The following is a 19235-nucleotide window of genomic DNA, read 5'->3' as shown; positions in this document are numbered from 1 at the left end:
GTGCCTGGCTTGGCGCGCATGTCTGCGGTGTGGCGGGGCGGAGGGATCGAGGACGAGTTCGAGCAGGAGGACGAGGACGATCTGCGTCACTGGGGCGAATCACATCAGGCGGGGCTCAGTAGCGGTCGAATTCTTCGAGGGGGATGTCGGTGCTGGTGGCGTTGCCGTTGGTGGTTTTGCCTAGTGTGAGGGTTATGACGTCGGTGTAGCTGGTGGTGGAGGTGCCTTCGGTCTTGAACTGGGTGATGTAGTCCAAGAGCGAGTCGAAGCAGGCGGCGTGGCGGCCGCGTGAGAAGTCGCGGCGGGCGGATTCCCAGCCGTAGCCGGAGCAGTAGAGGATCTGGTAGTTGCCGTCGGGGATGTGGTCGAAGGTGAACCTGTCGCCACTGCGCACGTAAAAGGAAGCGACGAGCTGCTTGCTGAGGATCATTTTGATGAAGACGTCTTCAGTGCGCCCGTTGTCGATGGTGAGCTTGCCTTTGCCATCGCGGCCTTTGAGGGTGTCTTTGACGATGGTGCCGGTGGCGAGGCGCTGATCGGTGGGGAGGTGCTCGAGGTCGGGTTCGGGCGGTGGTGTGGGTGTGGGAGGTGGCGCGGGCGGCGGGGCGGTGGTGGGTGGTGCTTCGGGAGTGGCTGGAGCAGTTGCGGCTGCGACCCGGTACCTGCTGGCGGGCCGGAGCAATGTGGGGACCATGGGCGGGGTGGTCTTCTGCAGATCTGCCACTTTTTGGCGGGCGAGGTAGAGCTGCGCGCTGTCCAGCTCACGCTCCAGCTTTTGCAGGCTGGCCTTGGCCTCCTGGTGCCACTGGGTGGCGGCGAGGGTGAACCAGGCCCAGGCCTCCACTTTGTCCATCGGCAGCCAGAGGCCTTGCTGGTGGACGAGCCCGAGCTGGTACTGCGCCTCATCGTGGCCTTGGGCGGCGGCTTGCTGAAACCATTGCAGCGAGAAGGTGGTGTTTTTGGGCTGGCCGCTTCCATGCTTGTAGATGAGACCCATGGCGGCCTGGGATTCGACATCGCCCTGATCGGCGGCTTTGCGGATCCAGCCCGCGGCTGAGGCGTCATCTTTGGGGAAGCGGACGCCATAGTAGTAGCACAGGCCCATGCTGAGCTGCGCCCCCCTGTCGCCTTTCTGAAGGGCTTTCTCGATCCAGCGCAGCCCCTCGGATTCGTCCTTGGGGACGCCGGTGCCGGTGGCGTAGCAGATGCCGAGGCGGTTCTGCGCGTCGGCATTGTTTTGGTCTGCGGCTTTGCGGAACCAGTGCACGGCTTCGGTGCCGTAGTCGGACACACGGTCGCGGCCTTCATAGAGGAGGATGCCCAGAGCCACCTGGGATTCGACATGGCCCTGCTCGGCGGCTTTGCGCAGCCAGGTCATGGCCTCCGCAGCGTCCATGGGGAGGCCTGTGCCGTCTGCGTAACAGAGGCCGAGGGAGTACTGCGCGGACATGATTCCCTGATCTGCGGCTTTGCGGTACCAGCGTGCGGCCTCGGCGATGTCTTTGGTGAGGCCTTTGCCGCTGTAGTAGCAGTCGCCGAGGCTGCTCTGGGCACCGGCATGGTCCTGATCTGCGGCTTTGCGGTACCAGCGCGCGGCCTCGGCCAGATCCAGCGGGGTGCCAAGGCCATGGGCGATGTGGAAGGCGAGATCATACTGCCCGCCTGCATCGCCCAGATCGGCGGCTTTGCGAAAGCAGCGCACCGCCTCGGCAAGGTCCAGCGCTACGCCGAAGCCGGAGGCGTAGCACTGGCCGAGGAGGTCCTGCGCCTCGGCATTGCCCTGGGCGATGGCTTTGCGAAACCAGTCCACGGCCTGCTCGTAGTCTGTGTTCACCCCGCGGCCGCGCAGGCAGGCCTGGCCGAGGCGGGTCTGGGCCTCGGCAATGCCCTGCAGGGCGGCTTTGCGAAACCAGAGGGCGGCCTGGGCATCGTCCTGGCGGATGCCGATGCCGCCCTGAAAGGCGAGGCCGAGCTCATACTGCGCGAGCGCATTGTTTTGCTCGGCGGATTTGAGGAACCATTTGGCGGCTTCGAGGTCGCTCTGGGTGGTGCCATCGCCGGTGCTGAGGTGTTTGCCGAGGCAGTACTGGGAGAGCGGCTCGCCCTGCGCGGCGGCTTTGAGAAACCATTTCACGGCTTCGGCGGAGCTTTTCTCCACGCCTTCGCCGCTGAGGTGGCAGAGGCCCATCTCATACTGGGCATCGGCGAGGCCCTGGTCTGCGGCCATGCGCATCCAGCGCACGCCTTCGGTGAAGTCTTTGACCACGCCGACGCCACGGAGGTAGAACTCGCCGAGATCAAACTGCGCGTTGGGATCTCCCTGCGCGGCGGCTTTGCGGACCCAGGTGAGCGCGGCGATCTCGTCTTTGGCGACGCCATTGCCCTGGAAATAGGCGCTGCCGAGGAGGTACTGCGCCCTGCCATCGCCGTGGTCTGCGGCGAGGCGGAGCCACTTGACGGCCTCTGCGGCGTCCTTGGGCACGCCTTCGCCATTGAGCAGGCGCTGGCCGAGGAGGCGCTGCGCCTGCACATCTCCCTTCTCGGCTAGGGCGCGGAGCTCGGGCAGCGGGGTGGTATCGGCGAGGGGGCTGGGAGGAGCGGTGGTCTGCGGGGCAGGGGTGGCCTCTGGGGTGGTGGTGGCGGTGGCGGCTGCTGCTGCCGGGGGCTGGGAGGGGAACTGGAAGAGGAAGGCGAGCACCAGCACGGCGGCGCCTGCGGACAGGCCGATGGCGATGCGGGCGAGCGTGCTGGCGGGTTTCTTTGCCGGCGGCGGGGGCTCGACTGGCTGGGAAACAGGGCGCGGACGGGAGGCGCGGGGCTGTGCTGCCGCTGCCGCTGCTGCGGGGGCCTCCCAGGGCTGCTGCGGGGGTGCTGGCGGCTGCGAGAAGGAGGAGGGCTGCTGCGGTTGTTGTTGCTGTTGCTGGGATGCAAAGGGGCGCTTGGGTGCGGGCAGGGGCAGGGAGGAGGGCGAGTGGCGCGAGGCGCGTTTGCGGGCCTGGGCTTTTATGAAGGGGTAGGCCCCGTCCGGCACGGCCTGCAGCAGGGCGTGGGCGGCTTTGACCTCGGCGCTTTGGGTGTTGGCCTTGGCGATGAGCTCTGGCTGACCCTCAAAACGGCCGACGCACCAGACAAGGAGGGCGTCCTGGTAGGCGGTGGTGAGTTGCGCCCGGGTGATGGGGGCGGTGAGATCGAGGATACGCAGGGCTTCGGTAGTCGTCATAGGGCCGAAGCTGCGAGAGAAGCGTGGAAAGGCCGTGTGTCACCCTAGATTTTGTTTGAAGTATCTTTTGAGAATGACTCGGTGACAGGGGGAGAAGCGGTGATGTGCAGGACCGCCGCGCCCCGTGGAACCCCAAAGGTGCGGATGGCTGCTGGGCAGGCCGCGTGCATTGGCGACGCGGCTGCTTTTGTTTCCGCAGTTTCTGCGTCCGGGTGCCGTCCTATGCGCGTCTTTTTGATCCAGCGGAAGGCCGAATGGGGATGATTAGCCCAAGGGCTTGAGCCGCAGCTGGCGCAGCGTGTAGAAGGGGGCGTCGGATTCCTTCATGCGCCGGGCTCCGATCTGGCGCTGCGGGCCGAATTGATCGCGCTGCGCGGTGAAGATGCCCTCCACGAATTCCTTGCTGCCCAAGGCCACGCCATCGGAAAAATAGCGCACGCGCAGGCGCACCAGTTCGCCGGGGCTGAGTTTGCCTTTCTCCGCCAGCACGGTGCGCGCTGACTCGGCGCTGATGCCACGAGATACCACCTTCTCATTCTGCGCGTCTTTGATCTCGCGACCTTCGGCATGCAGCAGGCAGCGGTAGGCGGCTGCGGCGCCGGCGGTCTTCCAGCCGTCCACCGGTTTGCCCTGGGCCTTGCAGAGGCCGCGCTGGGCTCTGCGGCTGCCGCCGAGGGCCTCGGCGTAGCCGCACCAGCGGTAGTCCATCGGATCTTTCACAAGGCCGGCGCGCACGGGATTGAGATCGATGTAGGCGGCCATGGTGCGCAAAGCCTCGCCTTTGCCTTCGACGAGCAGGCTTTTGAAGCGGTCCATCCAGAGCGTGCCACGGCGTCCGCGCCGTTTGTTGAACCAGCGGCTGAAGCGTTCTTTCACCTCTTTGACGAAGAGGGAGAGATCGCAGAAGCGCTTCTTGAGTGCGTCGATCCGCTGCTCGGCCAGCACGGCCATGCCGCGCGCGCGGAAATCGGCGAGTTCATCGCGCAGCAGACCCAGGTAGGCGCGGCTGTAGAGGGTGCGCAGGTGATCGAAGAGCTTTGATTCGCCCTCGGGGCCTTCGAAGCGCTGCAGCCAGGTGTCGCGATGCGGCACTTCGGCGAGGAGATGGAAGTGATTGCCCATGATGCAGTAGGTGACCACCTTGATGCCGGAGAATTCGGCCATGCGCCAGATCACGCGGCGCAGCGCCTCCTTCTCCACCTCATCAAAGACCACCTCGCCGCCGCAGGTGCGTGACATGACGTGGTAGCAATAAGACTCCAGCGGCCCCTTGCCGAGCACACGGAACCGCCCGCCAGACCACGAACGCGCGCCGGGATAGATGCCGGTTTTCGCATTCACGCCGACAAGTTGCTCTTCGAGCGGGATGGGCGGCATTGTTTGAGAATCAGGAGTTTGGGCACGCTTCATGGGGCGGAATGTGCGAGAAATGGCAATGGGTGCAACAACTAAATGCCTGGCATTATTTATACCGTGCGACATTCCTTTGCCGCTGGTGGGGCGGGCGGGGCTCTGCGCTGCGCTGTGTGTCTCAATCGTCACACACTCAATCTTGAGCGGGTTGTGTTTTGTCACAGGCTCGTTGCATGATTTCTTTGGCGGCACTTGTTTCTTCTCCCCACGGGGTGGGTGCTGGCTGGGTGCAAAGGTGGAGCGAGGTGCCATGAAAGCATGCCTGCTGGTGGGACTGATCTGTTGTTGGCTGGTTTCCTGTGGCCGTGACAAGACGCCGCAAAAATCGGCGGGAGCGGAGAAAAAATCCGATGTGGTCTGGTGCCGGGTCCAGGAGCCCGGCGTCACGGTGCCAAACCAGAAGGCTGAGGAATGGGCCATCCGGCGGGCCACCTTTTTGCACCTGACGAAGCCTGAGGGCAGGAAGCGCTGCTTTCTCCGGGCGCAGTTCACCCGCCCTGCGGAGCCACTGCGCTTTTCCCATGGCTCCCAGATTCCAGATCCTCCCCGCGAGCCGGTGATGGAGGAGGTTTTCATTCCGGATGCCCTTTTTGAGGAATTGCGGGCTGCCGGGCGAAAGGTGGCGAGTGTCTCTGAATGCGTCATCAGCCGGAAAGGCGTGAAGGACCGGGCGAGTGGAGAGGGCGGCTGTGTGCTTCTCATCGTGCGCGATATCCGCTTTCTGAATGCTGCGGAGGCCGAGGTGACCGGCGGATGGTGGAGGAGCCCTGAGCGCGCGGCGTCCTACACCTATGTCCTCAAAAAAATCGACGGCGCCTGGGTGGTGACGGGGGAGCGCATGACGGCTGTTTCTTGAGCTGATGCTCGTGCCTGGGATGCTGTGAGAGGCGGGAGGCCCGGGCCCCGTTTTCTGTGGTGTTGAGACATGAGGGCATGGCCATGCGAGGCGTATTGGGTGTGCGGCTGCGGTAGCTGCCGCTTTCGAGTGCCTCATGGCATGCGGGAGCTGACAGACCTGCGTAAAAGCGGTTGCTGCGTTCGTTCCTTCCATGGGATGGTTGTCATATGAAACGACTGCTCACCACCTGCTTTCTGTTCCTTGCCTCGGTCCTCACTGGAGCTGCCGCTGAGAGGCCGGTGGCGGCGGAGATGGTGGATGTGCCTGCAGAGCGGCGGGACTGGGGACTGCCGATCGGCAATGTGCGGGTGAGGTTTGCGGACGGGCACGCTGAGATGTGGACGCGCCTGGGGCGCTGCATGGAGCTGCGGCGGTCGGCTTCTGGCAAAGTGGGCTGGTCACGCTTCACCCGCCGCAACTCGTATGGAGAACCCGTGAACAATGTGCTGCGTGTGATGATCACAAACTCACGCTGGCTGGATTTTCAGACGGCGCTGCCGTTTATCCGGGACTGGGACTTTGCGGAGGAGGATGAGTCCGTGGTCGTGGTTTCCGGCGGCCGGCATGGGGCGGGTTTCATGCAACGCTTCTCGTTGAAGACAGGGCAGCTGACGGGCACTGTGAAAGAGAGCGGTCCGTCAAACGCATGGTGCGAGCCTTTTCACAGCGCACCCAGCATCCGGATGTCCGCTTTGTCGCGGAGTTCTTTGATGCGGGCGGCGTTGCGTTGCTCGGCCTCCTCGGTCTCAAGGGCCTGGGTGACTTCGGCTTTGACTTTTTCAAAGGGCGGGGGCGGGGGAGCGCGGCGGTCGTCCACACGGAGGATGATGAAGGTGTTCTCCTGTTCGATGAGTTCGCCGAGCCGGCCTTTCGGCGTTTTGGCGGCGGCTTTGCGCACGTGATCGCTGAGGTCTGAGAGCGTGATCCAGTCCCAGGCGCCGCCGTCTTCCGCATGGCTGTCCTGGCTGCTGGCGCGGGCGGTCTCGGCAAAGTCCGCGCCGCCGAGGATTTTCGTGCGCAGGCTCTCGGCCGTCTCGCGGGCATCGGCCTGGGTCTTGGGGATGGAGAGGGTGCGGATCTTGATCTGCTCCGGAGCAAGCCAGCGCTGCTTGTTTTTTTCGAAGTAGTCGCGCACTTCTTCATCCGTGAGTGTGACCACGCCGGTGAAGCGGGAGCGCATGGCGTGCATGATGGCCATGTGCTCGCGCAAGGTGCGGAACTCTTCGAAGGTCAGGCCGTTTTTGCTGAGATCTGCGAGGAAGAGGTCGCGGTCTCCCTTGAAGCTGTCTTTGATGATGGTGTTCAGGTCATTGTCGATGGATTCCTGTTTGATGACGCCACCGATGCGCCTGAACTCGTTGAGGAGGACGTGCTTGTCGATGAGACCGCCGAAGGGGGTGCGGCTGAGTTTGGCGAGCTCTTCCTCCATCTTGTCAGAATCGTTCCGATACTGGTAACGGATGACCTCCTGCTGCGCGGCGATGGTCTGCTGCACCTCGGCGGCATAGATGAGCGCGCCATCCACCATGGCGACGGGCCGGGTCTTGGGGGGCAGTGCCTGCAGCTCCGGGCCTGGCGGGGAGGCGTAAGTGAGCTGGTTGACCAGGCGCTGGGAGGCATCGGTGTCATTGGCGTCTTTGCCCAGGAGCTTGATGCGGCCGGTGAGGGCACGGCGGGCGAAGGTCAGGGCTTCTGCGGTCTGGTTCCGGGCCTTGAGGTTTAATGCCAGAGTGTGGTAGTTTTCCAAGGTGGCGGCATCTGTCTGGGCGCCGGGCTCCTTCTCCTGGATGGCAAGGATGGCGCGCAGCTCCTGCCCGGCCTCGAGGGCTTTGCCCTGCGCGGCGAGTTCGCGTGCCAGAATCGTGCGGGCGCTGAGGGTTTCGGCGTGCGTGGGCCCGAGGACGCGGGTGCGGATGGCGATGAGCTTGCCGGCCAACTGCCCGGCTTCGGCATGTTTTCCCTGCTTGCTGAGAGTCTCCACCAGGGTGTTTAGCGTGGCGATGGAGTAGGGGGTGTCTGTGCCCTGGCTGCTGGCGCTGATGGCGAGTATCTTGCGGAATTCCTGCTCGGACTCCTCCTTCTTTCCCATCTTCGACAGGGCTGCGGCAAGAGTCCAATGGGGACGCAGGGTGTCTTCGCTTCCGGGGCCGCACAGGCGTGTGAGAATGGGGAGCACCCGGCGGCAGATTTCCACCGCCTCGGCACTTTGATCCAGATGGGAGAGTGAATCGGCGAGGTAGGTCTGGCACTCGAGGGTGTCCTCATGCTCCGCGCCGTGGATGCGTGTGAGCAGCGGCAGCAGCGCGCGGTGCAGGGGGGCGGCATCGGCGTACCGATCCTGGGCGCTGAGGGTCTTGGCGAGCTTGAAGCGGGTGTCCAGGGTTGCCTTGTCCTCGGCCCCCAGCAGGCGCTCGCGGATGGCGAGCACCCGGCGGCACTCGGCTTCGGCCTCCGTGAATTTCCCGCCCTGGTACAAGGCTGCCGCAAGGAGATCCCGTGAGCGCAGTGTCTCGCGATTTTCCGCGCCCAGCACACGCTCATGGATGGCAAGCACCTGGCGGCATACGGTTTCCGCCTCAGCAAGTTTCCCGAGTTTGATCAGGGGGGCTGCACGGTTTCTACGTGTGAGCAGTGTGCCCAGATCTTCGGCACCGAGTACGCGCTGCTGGATGGCGAGCACCTGGCGGTACTCAGTTTCGGAGTCGGTGTATTTTCCGAGATGGAAGAGGAGCGTGGCAAGATGACCGCGTGTGCTCAGCGTCTCGCGATGCTCCGCTCCTTGGACGCGTGTGAGCAGGGGCAGCAGCGCCTGCAGTTCGGCCTCTGCGGCTGCGTGCTCGTCCTGCTCCTCCAGCGCTGTGGCCAGATTCATCCGGCTGCACAAGGTGTCCGGGTCTTCCGGGCCGAGGACGCGTGCTTGGATGGGGATCACGCTGCGGAGCTCCTTTTCTGATTCGGCATATTTTTCTGCGTCGCGAAGCGCCACCGCCAGGGCATAGCGGCTGTCCAGGGTGTCGCGGTGTTCAGGGCCGAGCGTGCGCGTGCGGCTGGCGATCACGCCGCGCAGCAGAGGCTGCGCCGCTTCGCAGTTGTCCTGCTTCAGCAGCAGCGCCGCCAGATTGTACCGGACGCTCAAGGTCTCCTTGCCCTCGGCTCCGTGCAGTCGCTCATGGATGGCCAGGAGCTGGTGGAGCTCTCTTTCGGCTTCCTCCAGTTTCTCCCGCTTCATTTGGTTGAACAGGGCGAGCGCCAGCAGCATGCGTGTGCCCAGGGTCTCCGCATCCTCCGGGCCGAGTACGCGAGTGTCGATGAGGAGCTGGCTGCGGCATGCCTGCTCTGCTTCGGCGTAGCGGCCTTGGTCCCAGGTGGCGTAAATCAGCCGCCGCTGGCAGATCAGTGTCTCGCGGTCTTCCGCGCCGAGGACACGCTGGAGGATCGGGAGCAAGGCCTGCATGCGGGATGCCGCCGTGGTGTCCCTGCCTCGGTAGATCTCCATGCGGATGAGCGCCGCTCTGGCCAGCAAAGTCTCCCGCGCCTCCGCACCCAGCGCCTGCGTGCGTGCCTCCACGAGGGTCCGAAAAGCCTGCTCCGCCCCGGCATCTTTGCCCGCGTCGTGCAGCGCCATGGCGGCGTCATAGGCTTTCTGGCTGATGTCCGGTGCTGTGTCTGCTGCCGGCTTGGTGGTTTCTTTGGCCTCTGCCGCAGGGGCCGTGCCCGGGCCGAGGGAGGCAAGCAGCAGCAGAAAGGTGGATAGGAGAAACTTCATAGGAGAAGGGCTGGCTGCTCCAGAGTGAAGGATGAGCGGATGGGTGGCAAGATGATAATGGGGACGACAAGAGTGATATCAAACGAACCCATGCAGGAAACAGAATGCTATTCAGGCCAGTCTTTGGGTGATTTTGTGAACTGGCAACCTTCAGCTTGAAACCCTGCTCGCGCTTCGTTTGGATGGCGGTATCTCCCGTAGGAGTTTTTAAAGATGCCTGAACCCGCCCCCAGCGCCCCGGATACCGCCGCACGGTCGTGGGTCTGGCATGCCACGGTGGAAAGCCGCGCCGCCGGAAAGGTGTCCGTCCTCGCCTGCGTGGAGACGTTTGTGGCCGTCGCGCTCTATTGGTGGATCGCCATCCGCTGGGACACGCACTGGCATCTGCTGAGCAGTGTCTTCATCGCGCCACTGTTGCTGCTGCGCTCGCCGGAGTCCATGAAGCTGGGGGTGCGGTGGTTCTTGAAGGATTGGTTGGGATTAGGGAGCTACAAGAAATGGCCACGGGATCGACGCTGGTTGTGGCTGGGGGGAGTCGCGGCTCTGACTGGCGTGGCCACCTATACGTTTGGCCGTTGGTTGTGTGGACTGTGGCTGATGGGGCAGGCTGGGTGGGATTTATGGGTCTGCTCGGCTCTCACAGGCTGCTTGGCGCTGGCATTTGTTTTTGCGACTGCGTTTGCCCTTGCGGGTATGTTTGCGGGTGCGGATGAGGGGGTGGGCGAGGGGCAAGGGGTGGGGGCCGGTGTGTTTGCTGGCATGGTCGCTGGTGTGGCTGCGGGTGCGTTTGCGGGGACGCATGCTGTTGTGGGGACGGTTATGGTTGGTGGGGCGGTTGCGATTGCGATTGCGATTGCGATTGCGATTGCGATTGCGATTGCGATTGCGATTGCGATTGCAATTGCGACTGTAGGTGTGGATGCGAGTACAGCTGTGGTGGCGATGACGATGGCGATGGCAGGCGTAGGTCTGGGTATTGGGGCCAGTCTGCGTGCCTTGTTTTTTCGTGTCGCAGCCACTCTTAAGCATCTGCCTCAAGGACTGTGCCTTCTGGCGGAGAACTGGCAGGAAAACAATATCTGGGTTGACTCCTGCGTACCCGCCGAGCTCCTGCCGGGCATACGCGAAAGTAAGGAGCATTTTACCTTCGATGGCATTGTGCACAGGATGCGTCACGAGGAAAGGCTGGTATGGAAGTGGGTGGTCTGGCCATCAGCTCTTGTCTGCCTCTTCCTCCCAGCCTTGCTCTACCGTCTCAACATTAAGGCTACCTGCTGGTTCTGGTGGCCGTTGGCGTATCTGTTGAAACCAGTGCCGAAGGCCGATCAAACAGGTCGGCAAAAACAGGCGCTGTGCTGGCCTTGGGATGATCCCTGGCAGAGGCTGCTCATCTTCGTGCCGGCGGCTCTCATGTGCGCCGTCTTGATTGATAGGTACTCTGATTTCGAAATGTGGCAGAAGTATCAAAACGCGGATGCTGTGCCGGTTCCGCTGAAACTGGTTCTGGGCATGCAGTGGTCCCACTTGCCGCCGTGGCATGTGGCGATGCTCTTCATCGCGAGCAGCGGTCTGGGTATGCTGGCGATTTCTGGTGCTGCCTGCAGCCACAAGCGCAATGACAACTGGGACAGCTATGCGCAGAGCGGGATGTCGAAGCATCTGTGGATGATGAACGCGCTCACTAAAGTGCGCAGTCTGGCAACTGGAACGTTCCTGCTCCTCGGCCTCGGCATGTGCCTCATCTCCTTTCCTGAATGGCGGCAGCATGTGCCGGAGGCGGTGATGATGAGGATGGATCGCTTCTACCACGCTCAGGAGTTGCGAGGGACTGCGCCTGCCGGTGAGCTGCTCCAGTCAGGGGCTGCGGAGGGCACGGAAAAGAAGGCTCTGGAGGCTTTAACCCGGTAGGAGGCATGCGTGTCCGGTGTGATGCGTGCTCGGGAGAAAATCAGGGTGTGCCAGGATGCGAGGCTCACTTTTCATCGTCACAGGTCTTGGTCTCAGGCTTGCTCAGTTGATGCACCAGCCGCAGGCACTTCTGGCGGGGGTGCCTGCCGCCGCTTTGGTTTTGTCGTGGCCGTCCGCTGCTGTGGCTGTGAGGAGGGTGGCAAGCAGCAGGGCCCCCGCCGCAGTGGGCAGGTGCCTTATTCGCGGATGCCGAAACAGTTGAAGAGAATGTGGCGCCATTCATCGGGGCGAAGCGATCCTCCCAGGGAGAGTCTCAACGGATAGGTTCTGCCATTGAGGGATATTTCGCCATACATGTCATCCCAGCTTGTTTCGATGTGATGCTTCCTCATCACCTTGTCAAACCTCAGCGGGTGCCCGGCGGGTATTTCCGCGAAGAGTTGCTGGCCGTAATATACCTTGTCCTCGCTCAGAGCGTAAAACAGACGCATCCTTTCAGACCCACTGATGCTAGGCTCAAAGAGGTAAAGCTTTTTCCGGGTGTGTATCTCACGACCCGTCACCTGCGCAAATCGTGGCTGGTGGGTGATGTTGGTATCAATGGCGCATAAAATCAAGGCGCAGCTGACCAGTCCGTGGCAGGCGAAGAGAGCAAGGCACAAGTTTCGCAGCAGTCGTCTCATGCCGCATTATTGGGTGGGGTCCAGCGCGTTGAAAAGCTTGGATTGAAAAAGTTTGGGCAGCTTGGTGGCATGTCCGTTTTGTCTTGTATGCGGGCTCAAGTTTGGATCTGAACTGAATACCAGCGGGGCTGCCAGCAATGAACCGGCAATCCTCAGCGGATTACGCGTGTTCATCCCAATGACATTGTGCACTGGGTCCAGCGGATGACCTTCAAAATGCGGCTTGTTCGCCCCGATACGATGAGCCAGCATGGCGGTGAGCACCGAATTGGCGGCCGCACCGTGATGGTTCAGGGTCATTCCCTTCATGTCCTTGCCCTCCTTGTGCAGGTCTTCCAGGGCGCTGTTCAAAATCATGGTCCCCTGGCTGTGCGAAGTGACAGTGGCCGAAGGCAGATCAAAATGGCGCAGCAGATCCCGTGTTGAATTGGCAACGTGTGTTCGCAGCCCCAGCTTCTGAGCGCCGCTCTCCAGCGAATCGGGAACAAAGCCATTGGTTGGGTTGTGGATCATGTAGAATTCGGATTTGCCGGTGTGGTCCAGCCCCAGTCTGGTTGCATGGTCGAGATCATTGTTCATGCCATTGATCCAGATTTGGGCATTTTTCGGATCGATGTCTTTCGGGTTCACCGGGGTGGCGGTTCCAACGAGTGTCTTGGGATCACCGGTGACCTTGTAAAGAGCGGCATTAACCTTTTCCGGATGCTTGGGCGGTGCCAGGCGGAATGACTCACCCGGCTTGGTGTTTGGCACCGTACCCCTGTTCTCAGACGCGCGCATGTGGTTCTGGGCGGTGCGTTTCAGGGGGAGTCTGCCCCAGGGGCTGCGGGGGGTGAAAATGAGGGGGCGGGGCTTTGAGTGAGAGTGCATGAGGGAAGTGTTGGGTCCGGTTTTTGAGATGCAAGTGGAAAGTGGTATGACGGGGTAGGATATGGTGTGAGGAGACACGGATGCGGCTGCCGGGAGCTTTGAGGACGGCGCACTGCTTGGATTGCCTGCGGGGGCTGCAGACCCGGAAACTGGGACCCGGCGCAGCGGTTCCCTACCATCCTAGAGGCCGAGGAGCTGCTTCACATGGTGGAAGTCGTACCCGCCATACAGGCTGCCGGGGGGCAGGGGGTGGTGGTTGTGCTGGTGCTGGGGGGCGCTTTCACAGCGGCTCTGGCGGCGGCGGAACTCGGCGGGGGTGCGCTGGTCGGCGGGGAGGTTTTGCATCTGTGCGGCGGTGCGCTCGGCATGGACGATGTTGGAGATGCGCATGGCTTCGTTTTCCTTGTGCTCAGGGCCGGGGTCGCGCTCATCCTTCACGGGGGCGATCTGGTGAAGGGCATCGCGCCCGGCCATGATGGCGTCTTCCAAATCTGCATGCGTGATCTGCCTGCGCTGGCGCTGGTGGTGCTGCAGCGCGTGGTGGGTGTGCACCTGCTGAATGACGTGCGCGAGCTCGTGCGAGAGCGTGGCTCCGGTCAGCGCGCTGGGATTGAGGTGAATGGTCACGTGGCCGCCCTCATCCGTCACGGTCTGGGACATGCCGTGCTCCTGCTGCTTAACGGTGATGGTGCCTGGCAGCCTGCTCACATGGCGCAGCAGGGCGGCGGCGGTGGGGGATTCGGCGGCCTCGGCGCTGAGGGCTGCGCGCACGAGCTTCACAAAGCGGGGATCGCCGTCATCGATCTGGATCTTCTCCATGCCTGCGGGCCGGGGGCGGCGTGGGGCGGCGGGCAGGTGGCTGAAGGCGCGCACGCCGCCGCTGCGGGGCTGCGCGTGTGCGTGCGCATTTTCCTCCCCGGCTTCGTGCGGCTCAGGGTGTTCGGCTTCGGGGAGGTGGGAGGTGGCAAACAGATAGGACATGCTCCAAAGCTTGGGCCCGTTTGGCGGAGTGCAAGTGAAGAGTGATGGAATGTGGTATCTGATGGTATGCATTGAACCCGGGACGCGGGTTTGCCGCGAAGGACGTGCGGTTTGCACCGCCGCTGATATAATGGTAAATTCTCAGCTGTGAATGCCGCTGCTGCGCGACGGAGGCCATGCCTGAGGGGGGTAGGGTTATACCCCATAGGCAGGGCAGGGTATATGCGGAAGAGTGCACCCATGCATCAGTCCTTCGACTAACGATAAACTGAGCAACCAACCGAATACTATGAAACCCTTCCTCTTCCTCCTCCTCTTCTCTTCCGCCACTTTCCTGACCGTGAGCTGCAACAAGCAGAAGCAGGCCATCGACGCGCAAAATGACGCCACCCAGACCGCGCTGGACCACCAGAAGGATGCCGTGGCTGCGGATGCCAAGGAAGCCAAGACACAGGTGGACATCGACACCAAGATCGCCAAGGCCAACATCGAGGCCAACAAGGCGGTGGATCAGGCCCAGCTGGATGCCGACAAGAAGAAGGCTGATGCCGAAGCCGCCGCCGCCAAGGCCCGTGTGGATGCCGTGCAGAAGTAATCTGCCGCCCCGGAGCGCGCCCACCTCGTGGGCCTGCTCTTTTCAATCTCTCTCTCCTCTTCCGACCCCAACAACACACACACCACTCCTATGAAAACATCCATCACACGCATCGCCCTTCTCGTCTTCGCATCCGCAGCCCTGACCCTCGTCGGCACCAGCTGCCGCACCGTTCGCGGCTTCGGCCAGGACGTGGAGCATGTGGGCGGCCACATCGAGCACGCCTCCCGCTAATCCAGAGCGCGCAAGCATTCGAAGCGTTGTTGGAAAGCCGCCAAGGCTTTTCAGCAACGCTTTTGCTTGGCAAAGCGGCCGCGTGAGGGACAGTACCGTGCTCCTCATAGGATTTCCTGATCCGCTGGGACAGGTGCCTGGCGCTTTATTGCTCCCCCCTGAACTCATCCGCGCGCCGCACCGCCTCTCAAAACACACACCCCCGCCTCTGCATTCACCCATGAAACACTTATTCTCCACGCTCTCCGCCACTCTACTGCTGGCGGCGCTGGCGCCTGCCTCTGCCCGGGCCGAGGCGCCCAATACGGGCGGCACGATGGGCATCTACCTCGAAAACGATCTCTTTGCCGGCACGGACCGCTACTACACCAGCGGGGTGAAGCTCAGCTGGACCTCGCCGGATCTCTCCCGCCTCAGCGGCACGCCGCATGCGCGCATGATGCTGCCGCTGTTTGACCTGATTCCCGGCATTCATGACGCCAACTACCAGAAGAACGTCATCCACTCCATCGGGCAGGACATTTACACGCCTGACAACACGGAGACCTTCACCCCGGCGCTGAACGACCGCCCCTATGCAGGCTGGCTCTATGTGTCCAACGGCGTGGTGTGGAAGACGGACCGCGTGCGAAACATCCTGGTGATGGACATCGGCGTGGTGGGCTCGTATTCCTATGCGCAGGAGGCGCAGCGCTACGTGCATGATGCGCGCGGCTTTGACCACCCGAACGGCTGGGACAACCAGCTGCACAATGAGATCGGCGTCACCCTGGCGTATGAGCGCACCTGGCGCTGGCCGCACATCGTGAAGCGCAGCGGCGCGGAGTGGGAATTCCTCCCGCATGCCGGCGCCACGGCGGGGAATGTGAAGGACTACGCCAATGTGGGCGGTGAATTCCGCATGGGCTTCAATCTGCCGGACGACTACGGCACGCCCTCCATCGGCCCGTCCTCCGCCGCCTCCACTCCGGTGGATGGCGCACTGGGCGCAGACCGCTCCTGGTTCCCGCTGGGCTTCCACGTCTTTGCGCGTGCAGACGGCCGCGCCGTGGCACACAACATCTTTCTGGACGGCAACACCTTTGGCGACAGCCCCTCCGTGGGGCACAATGTCTTCGTGGCGGACCTGAGCACGGGCTTTGTCATCAACTGGCGCAACACCAAGATGTCCTACGCCGTGGTCTACCGCACCAAGGAGTTCAACGCGCAGATCGCGCCGCAGCTCTTTGGCACCGTGTCGCTGAACTGGACGTTTTAGCCGCGTGCGCGGGCGGGCTCTCGGATTGTAATGAGGTGCTCCGTGGGCTTTGAAATGGAGAGGATCATGGCGTGAAAATGTGTCAAGAATTTGCACACTGACCCCATCTTGGGGGCGGTCAGTGCGAGAACGATGGCCGGGGAAACAACGGTGCCCCGGACTGTCATGGGCCTGCCTTTTGAGCCGCTACTGGCCGGGCGGCGGCGCTCACTTCGCTGCGGGCTGAGGGGTCAGTTTCTGACGGGCCGCCACGACGGCTGCGGTGATCTCGTTGATCAACTGCCCGGCATAATCTTTGTTGCCCTCCTTGTTCATGGGGCCAAGGATTCGCGCTGCCAGCTGCTCCAGGCGCGGGCTGAGCTGCACCACCAGCATGAGCTCCAGCGGTGCGTCCTTGCCCAGCAGCGGATGGGACCAGAGAGACCCCAATGTCTCCTGCAAATGAGATGGGGGGAGGTCTTTGCTGTCCAGCCCTTCCATGACCACCTGCAGGGTCTTCATCAGCGTCGAGGGATCACTGATGACACCGAGCAGCTCATTCTGGGCGGTGGAGAGGGCTCCTTCGATCTCCCCGCTTCGATGGACCAGCAGGGTGACCAGAGGCCGCAGTACGTTGCCTTGCCATAAGGTGTAGTCGTAGGCGCATCCTGAAAATGAATGAAACAGGTACAGATGATTCAGCGTCATGGCGGAGCTGACCACCAGGAATGCGGGACGCATTTTGACAGCGCCGGGTTGAAAAGCCTCGTCCATGCGCTTCTGGGTCACTTCCTTTTCGAGCATGAGGGTCATTTCCCTGGCGAGGCCGGCAGGGAGAGGCCGGGCGCCCTGGTGAGTGCAGAAGTACAGGCGGAGCGTCTCAATGGCTGCCGTGCGCACCTCGATGTCTGTGTCATTCATCAGCTTCCAAAGCTGATCATAGTCCATGAAAAGAGAGTCGAGTCCCACCACTGCCCGCATCCGGTCCTTCGGGTCTCTGCTTTCGATCTTACTTTGGAGACGGGCGTGCTCTTCTTTGCGTGCCGCGGCGAGCAGTTCAGCATCTGACTGCGCGCGGAGCGTGGCGCTGCCGCAGGCGATGAGGAATGCCAGCACAAACTGTGGCATGAAATGTCCGGTGTTTTTCATGAGTGCGATGATGAGGGCAGTCTGCCTGCGCACTGCAGGTGCGCAAGAGCACTTTCCGTCATCCGTCCCTGTGTGTCAGGTCGCTGTGCTGCCTGCCACTCATGGAACAACCTGAAACGGCGGCAGGTGGGGAGGCCGTGGCGGCACGGGGTCGGTTACTTTCAACTGCTTCACAATGCTCGAGGTGCCATCTCGATTTTTTTTCAACTCTCCACCGTATAGCTTTTTGACGCGTGTGCCTCCATTTCTGCGCCGGATGATGTTTTCAAATCTTACGGCGCGCCTTTCATGTGCCTGAGGGTGAAGGGTCGGTGCCTTGTCAGGCTGCGTTGGATTTTTCTCCCAGTCTGTGGGGCTGGATGTGCCGACCTTCAAAGGGTCGATGCCGCCGCTTGGGTGGAGTTCAGACGCATGATAGAGCTCATGCCACACATGCTCCAAAGATTCTGCATCAGGGTTGATGGTTCCATCGGGATTGAGCGTGTGGCCCGACATGGCGGATTCCAGCAGAAGGATCACGTGCTGCTCCTTGCCATTCACAGTGGTCACATACGAATATCTGCCGTTTTCCCCCTGACGCAGACGGATGCCCAGGCGCATGAGTTCCGGGTAGATGTTTTCGTCCCCGTTGCTTTTGACCATCATGACTTGGAAGGACCTGCCTTTATCATTGTTCAGGCGATCCCACACCGCCCTTCCTTCTGGAGTTCTTTTCATGAGTTCAACAGCCCGGTCAAAGTTCTCCCAGGCCTTCAGTGTTTGCGAGTTTGCATTCCACTCATGGTTGGTCTGGGCCTGTTTAAAGGCGTCCATTTCTTTTTTATGCTGTTCCGGAGACTTGTTCCTGGTGGAAGATCCCTGGTTCTCAAGCCTTTGAACTGGCGGCTTGTTGTTGTTGTAGGCCGACTCATCGCGCGGCTGGACTCTATTGAGAAACTGCACTCCAGACCCGTCTGCATTGGGGCTCACGGCGGATGTTCGGCTGACAGATGTGCCGCTCTGCGTTGTCCCAGAGCCCGACGCTTGCTGCTGCTGCTGGCCTTCATCATGTGCAAAGGCTTCTGTCCTGGCCGCGAGCCTTTCAGGCGCAGCGCGACGGGTGTCAGCCACAGGCTGGGAATAGTCTTTGAGGCGGCTTTGGGCATCTGCAGGGCTGCCCCTGAAGCGATGCACAAGGTCGTGAGATGCGCCTTGGTCAGCCAAGCTTTGGAACAGGACTGCGCCCGGATCTCTGAAGCCGGGAGGCAGGCGTTTTTCAAACAGGCGGCCGTAGGGCAGGGTTGGGCGGTCTTGCTGGGCTGGGACTTTCTCTCTGGGGGAGTGGAAAGCATCGCGGAGGTCTTGTGGGGAGGGGGAGAAGCCGCTGCTGCGGGTGCTGGATGTGCTGCGGTCTGTGGGAGGGGTATCGGCGAAGCCGGAGCTGCGGGCGGTGTTTTCCCACGGTTTGGGGGCGGGGGCGTGTGCGTCCTCAGGGTGGTCCTGCGGGGGCAGGTCTTGGGCGGTGATGCGGGGCATGTACCAGGGGCTGTCGTCAGCGTGGTCTTGCGGGGCGGAGTCTGCCTCTGGCGGAGGGGCATCATCCTGCGCCTCTGCCATGGACGATCCGGATGTGGAGGGTGTGGCGGAGCGCGGAGGGATCGGGGCGATCCCTCTCCGTGGGCTGTCTTCCCGGAGCGGGCCGGTGGAAGGTGCAGGATTGTCACGCACCGGCAGGTGGCTGAAGGCGCGGACGCCTCCAGCGCGGGGCATGAGCTGCATGACGTCGTTTTCCTCCTCCTCGTCTTCGAGGTGATCTGGGCGGCGGACTCGGGATTCAGGAAGGTGGGAGGTGGAGAAGATGAAGGCCATGCTCAAAGTCCTGGGCCTGGATTTGGGGGTGCAAGTGAAAAAATACCGGAGAATGGTAAGATGTGGTAAAAAAAAGCGCATGGAATGCCGGTGGAGATGATGGGGCATGAGGATGCCTGCCGCTTGGCCGCTGCTGGCGGGGGCGCAAAATCAGCGCGCTTTTTCACCCGTCGCCAGGGCGGTCTGCACAGCGCGCAGGGCGGTGGCGCAGTCGGGGGCGGGGTCTGTGGCAAGCTGGGTGGCGAGGGGGTGCAGGGCTTTGCGCAGGGGCTCGTCCAGCGGGTGGGATTTCAAATGGGTTGTGAGGATCTGGTGCGTGCGCCGGGCCATGGCATGGCGCAGTGCGGTGTGTGTGGCATCGGCGCCAGCACTGTGCGGCCAGAGGCGGGAGATGAGGGGCAATATTTCCTGCGGCGGGGTTTCTCCCTGTGGC

At 62.4% G+C, this 19235-nt stretch carries 14 protein-coding genes; 5 read left to right on the top strand and 9 right to left on the bottom strand.

What is annotated here, in order from left to right:
• Window positions 1–115: 115 nt before the first annotated feature.
• On the bottom strand, window positions 116–3220 hold the full coding sequence (locus AC24GY_RS25510) for a tetratricopeptide repeat protein (protein WP_487688785.1): 3105 nt from the start codon (window positions 3218–3220) through the stop codon (window positions 116–118).
• A gap of 264 nt (window positions 3221–3484) precedes the next feature.
• Window positions 3485–4630 (bottom strand): transposase, encoded by a 1146-nt coding sequence (locus AC24GY_RS25505; RefSeq protein WP_487688782.1) that lies wholly within the window; start codon window positions 4628–4630, stop codon window positions 3485–3487.
• 253 nt (window positions 4631–4883) lie between these two features.
• On the opposite strand from AC24GY_RS25505, the gene AC24GY_RS25500 reads away from it, so the two are divergent.
• On the top strand, window positions 4884–5489 hold the full coding sequence (locus AC24GY_RS25500; RefSeq protein ID WP_487688780.1) for a hypothetical protein: 606 nt from the start codon (window positions 4884–4886) through the stop codon (window positions 5487–5489).
• A 703-nt stretch (window positions 5490–6192) separates the two neighbouring features.
• Here the strand turns inward: AC24GY_RS25500 and AC24GY_RS25495 are convergent.
• A complete protein-coding gene (locus tag AC24GY_RS25495) occupies window positions 6193–9297 on the bottom strand; it encodes a tetratricopeptide repeat protein (RefSeq protein ID WP_487688778.1) in 3105 nt (1034 codons plus the stop codon).
• A 213-nt stretch (window positions 9298–9510) separates the two neighbouring features.
• Between AC24GY_RS25495 and AC24GY_RS25490 the strand changes: the two genes are divergently transcribed.
• Entirely contained in the window at window positions 9511–11205 is a 1695-nt protein-coding gene (locus AC24GY_RS25490) for a hypothetical protein (protein WP_487688775.1), read from the top strand.
• A gap of 236 nt (window positions 11206–11441) precedes the next feature.
• On the opposite strand, the gene AC24GY_RS25485 is transcribed toward AC24GY_RS25490, so the two are convergent.
• The 3 genes from AC24GY_RS25485 to AC24GY_RS25475 form a co-directional block, all read right to left on the bottom strand.
• Complete coding sequence (locus AC24GY_RS25485; RefSeq protein WP_487688773.1) at window positions 11442–11888, bottom strand: hypothetical protein; 447 nt, start codon at window positions 11886–11888, stop codon at window positions 11442–11444.
• A 6-nt stretch (window positions 11889–11894) separates the two neighbouring features.
• A complete protein-coding gene (locus AC24GY_RS25480) occupies window positions 11895–12758 on the bottom strand; it encodes a hypothetical protein (RefSeq protein ID WP_487688770.1) in 864 nt (287 codons plus the stop codon).
• Window positions 12759–12938: 180 nt separating this feature from the next.
• Window positions 12939–13739 (bottom strand): hypothetical protein, encoded by an 801-nt coding sequence (locus AC24GY_RS25475; RefSeq protein ID WP_487688767.1) that lies wholly within the window; start codon window positions 13737–13739, stop codon window positions 12939–12941.
• 289 nt (window positions 13740–14028) lie between these two features.
• Here AC24GY_RS25475 and AC24GY_RS25470 point away from each other — a divergent pair, with 289 nt between their 5' ends.
• The 3 genes from AC24GY_RS25470 to AC24GY_RS25460 all read left to right on the top strand — a co-directional run bounded on the left by AC24GY_RS25470 (window position 14029) and on the right by AC24GY_RS25460 (window position 15826).
• Window positions 14029–14334, top strand: coding sequence for a hypothetical protein (locus tag AC24GY_RS25470; protein WP_422321849.1), 306 nt, complete (start codon window positions 14029–14031; stop codon window positions 14332–14334).
• A 90-nt stretch (window positions 14335–14424) separates the two neighbouring features.
• Window positions 14425–14568, top strand: a complete 144-nt coding sequence (locus tag AC24GY_RS25465) for an entericidin A/B family lipoprotein (RefSeq protein ID WP_397385764.1) — start codon at window positions 14425–14427, stop codon at window positions 14566–14568.
• Window positions 14569–14788: 220 nt separating this feature from the next.
• The gene (locus AC24GY_RS25460; protein WP_487688764.1) at window positions 14789–15826 is read left to right on the top strand and encodes a lipid A deacylase LpxR family protein; all 1038 of its coding nucleotides are present in this window, start codon (window positions 14789–14791) and stop codon (window positions 15824–15826) included.
• A 207-nt stretch (window positions 15827–16033) separates the two neighbouring features.
• On the opposite strand, the gene AC24GY_RS25455 is transcribed toward AC24GY_RS25460, so the two are convergent.
• The 3 genes from AC24GY_RS25455 to AC24GY_RS25445 all read right to left on the bottom strand — a co-directional run.
• Window positions 16034–16954, bottom strand: a complete 921-nt coding sequence (locus AC24GY_RS25455; RefSeq protein ID WP_487688761.1) for a hypothetical protein — start codon at window positions 16952–16954, stop codon at window positions 16034–16036.
• A gap of 99 nt (window positions 16955–17053) precedes the next feature.
• Window positions 17054–18802 (bottom strand): hypothetical protein, encoded by a 1749-nt coding sequence (locus tag AC24GY_RS25450; RefSeq protein WP_487688759.1) that lies wholly within the window; start codon window positions 18800–18802, stop codon window positions 17054–17056.
• Between the two features lie 150 nt (window positions 18803–18952).
• Window positions 18953–19235 (bottom strand): hypothetical protein (locus AC24GY_RS25445; RefSeq protein ID WP_487688757.1); only part of this gene is annotated, 283 nt, incomplete at its 5' end.

It is taken from the genome of Prosthecobacter sp. Pr1 (assembly GCF_057652315.1).
Note: the sequence above shows the minus strand (reverse complement) of the source record. Positions and strands in the feature narration are given on the sequence as shown.

What these genes read in the sequence shown, in the direction of transcription:
- AC24GY_RS25455 (WP_487688761.1), bottom strand. Translation starts at nt 16,954, where the DNA reads ATGAAAAACACCGGACATTTCATGCCACAGTTTGTGCTGGCATTCCTC.
- AC24GY_RS25460 (WP_487688764.1), top strand. Translation starts at nt 14,789, where the DNA reads ATGAAACACTTATTCTCCACGCTCTCCGCCACTCTACTGCTGGCGGCG.
- AC24GY_RS25480 (WP_487688770.1), bottom strand. Translation starts at nt 12,758, where the DNA reads ATGCACTCTCACTCAAAGCCCCGCCCCCTCATTTTCACCCCCCGCAGC.
- AC24GY_RS25510 (WP_487688785.1), bottom strand. Translation starts at nt 3,220, where the DNA reads ATGACGACTACCGAAGCCCTGCGTATCCTCGATCTCACCGCCCCCATC.
- AC24GY_RS25450 (WP_487688759.1), bottom strand. Translation starts at nt 18,802, where the DNA reads ATGGCCTTCATCTTCTCCACCTCCCACCTTCCTGAATCCCGAGTCCGC.
- AC24GY_RS25505 (WP_487688782.1), bottom strand. Translation starts at nt 4,630, where the DNA reads ATGAAGCGTGCCCAAACTCCTGATTCTCAAACAATGCCGCCCATCCCG.
- AC24GY_RS25490 (WP_487688775.1), top strand. Translation starts at nt 9,511, where the DNA reads ATGCCTGAACCCGCCCCCAGCGCCCCGGATACCGCCGCACGGTCGTGG.
- AC24GY_RS25495 (WP_487688778.1), bottom strand. Translation starts at nt 9,297, where the DNA reads ATGAAGTTTCTCCTATCCACCTTTCTGCTGCTGCTTGCCTCCCTCGGC.
- AC24GY_RS25500 (WP_487688780.1), top strand. Translation starts at nt 4,884, where the DNA reads ATGAAAGCATGCCTGCTGGTGGGACTGATCTGTTGTTGGCTGGTTTCC.
- AC24GY_RS25470 (WP_422321849.1), top strand. Translation starts at nt 14,029, where the DNA reads ATGAAACCCTTCCTCTTCCTCCTCCTCTTCTCTTCCGCCACTTTCCTG.
- AC24GY_RS25475 (WP_487688767.1), bottom strand. Translation starts at nt 13,739, where the DNA reads ATGTCCTATCTGTTTGCCACCTCCCACCTCCCCGAAGCCGAACACCCT.
- AC24GY_RS25485 (WP_487688773.1), bottom strand. Translation starts at nt 11,888, where the DNA reads ATGAGACGACTGCTGCGAAACTTGTGCCTTGCTCTCTTCGCCTGCCAC.
- AC24GY_RS25465 (WP_397385764.1), top strand. Translation starts at nt 14,425, where the DNA reads ATGAAAACATCCATCACACGCATCGCCCTTCTCGTCTTCGCATCCGCA.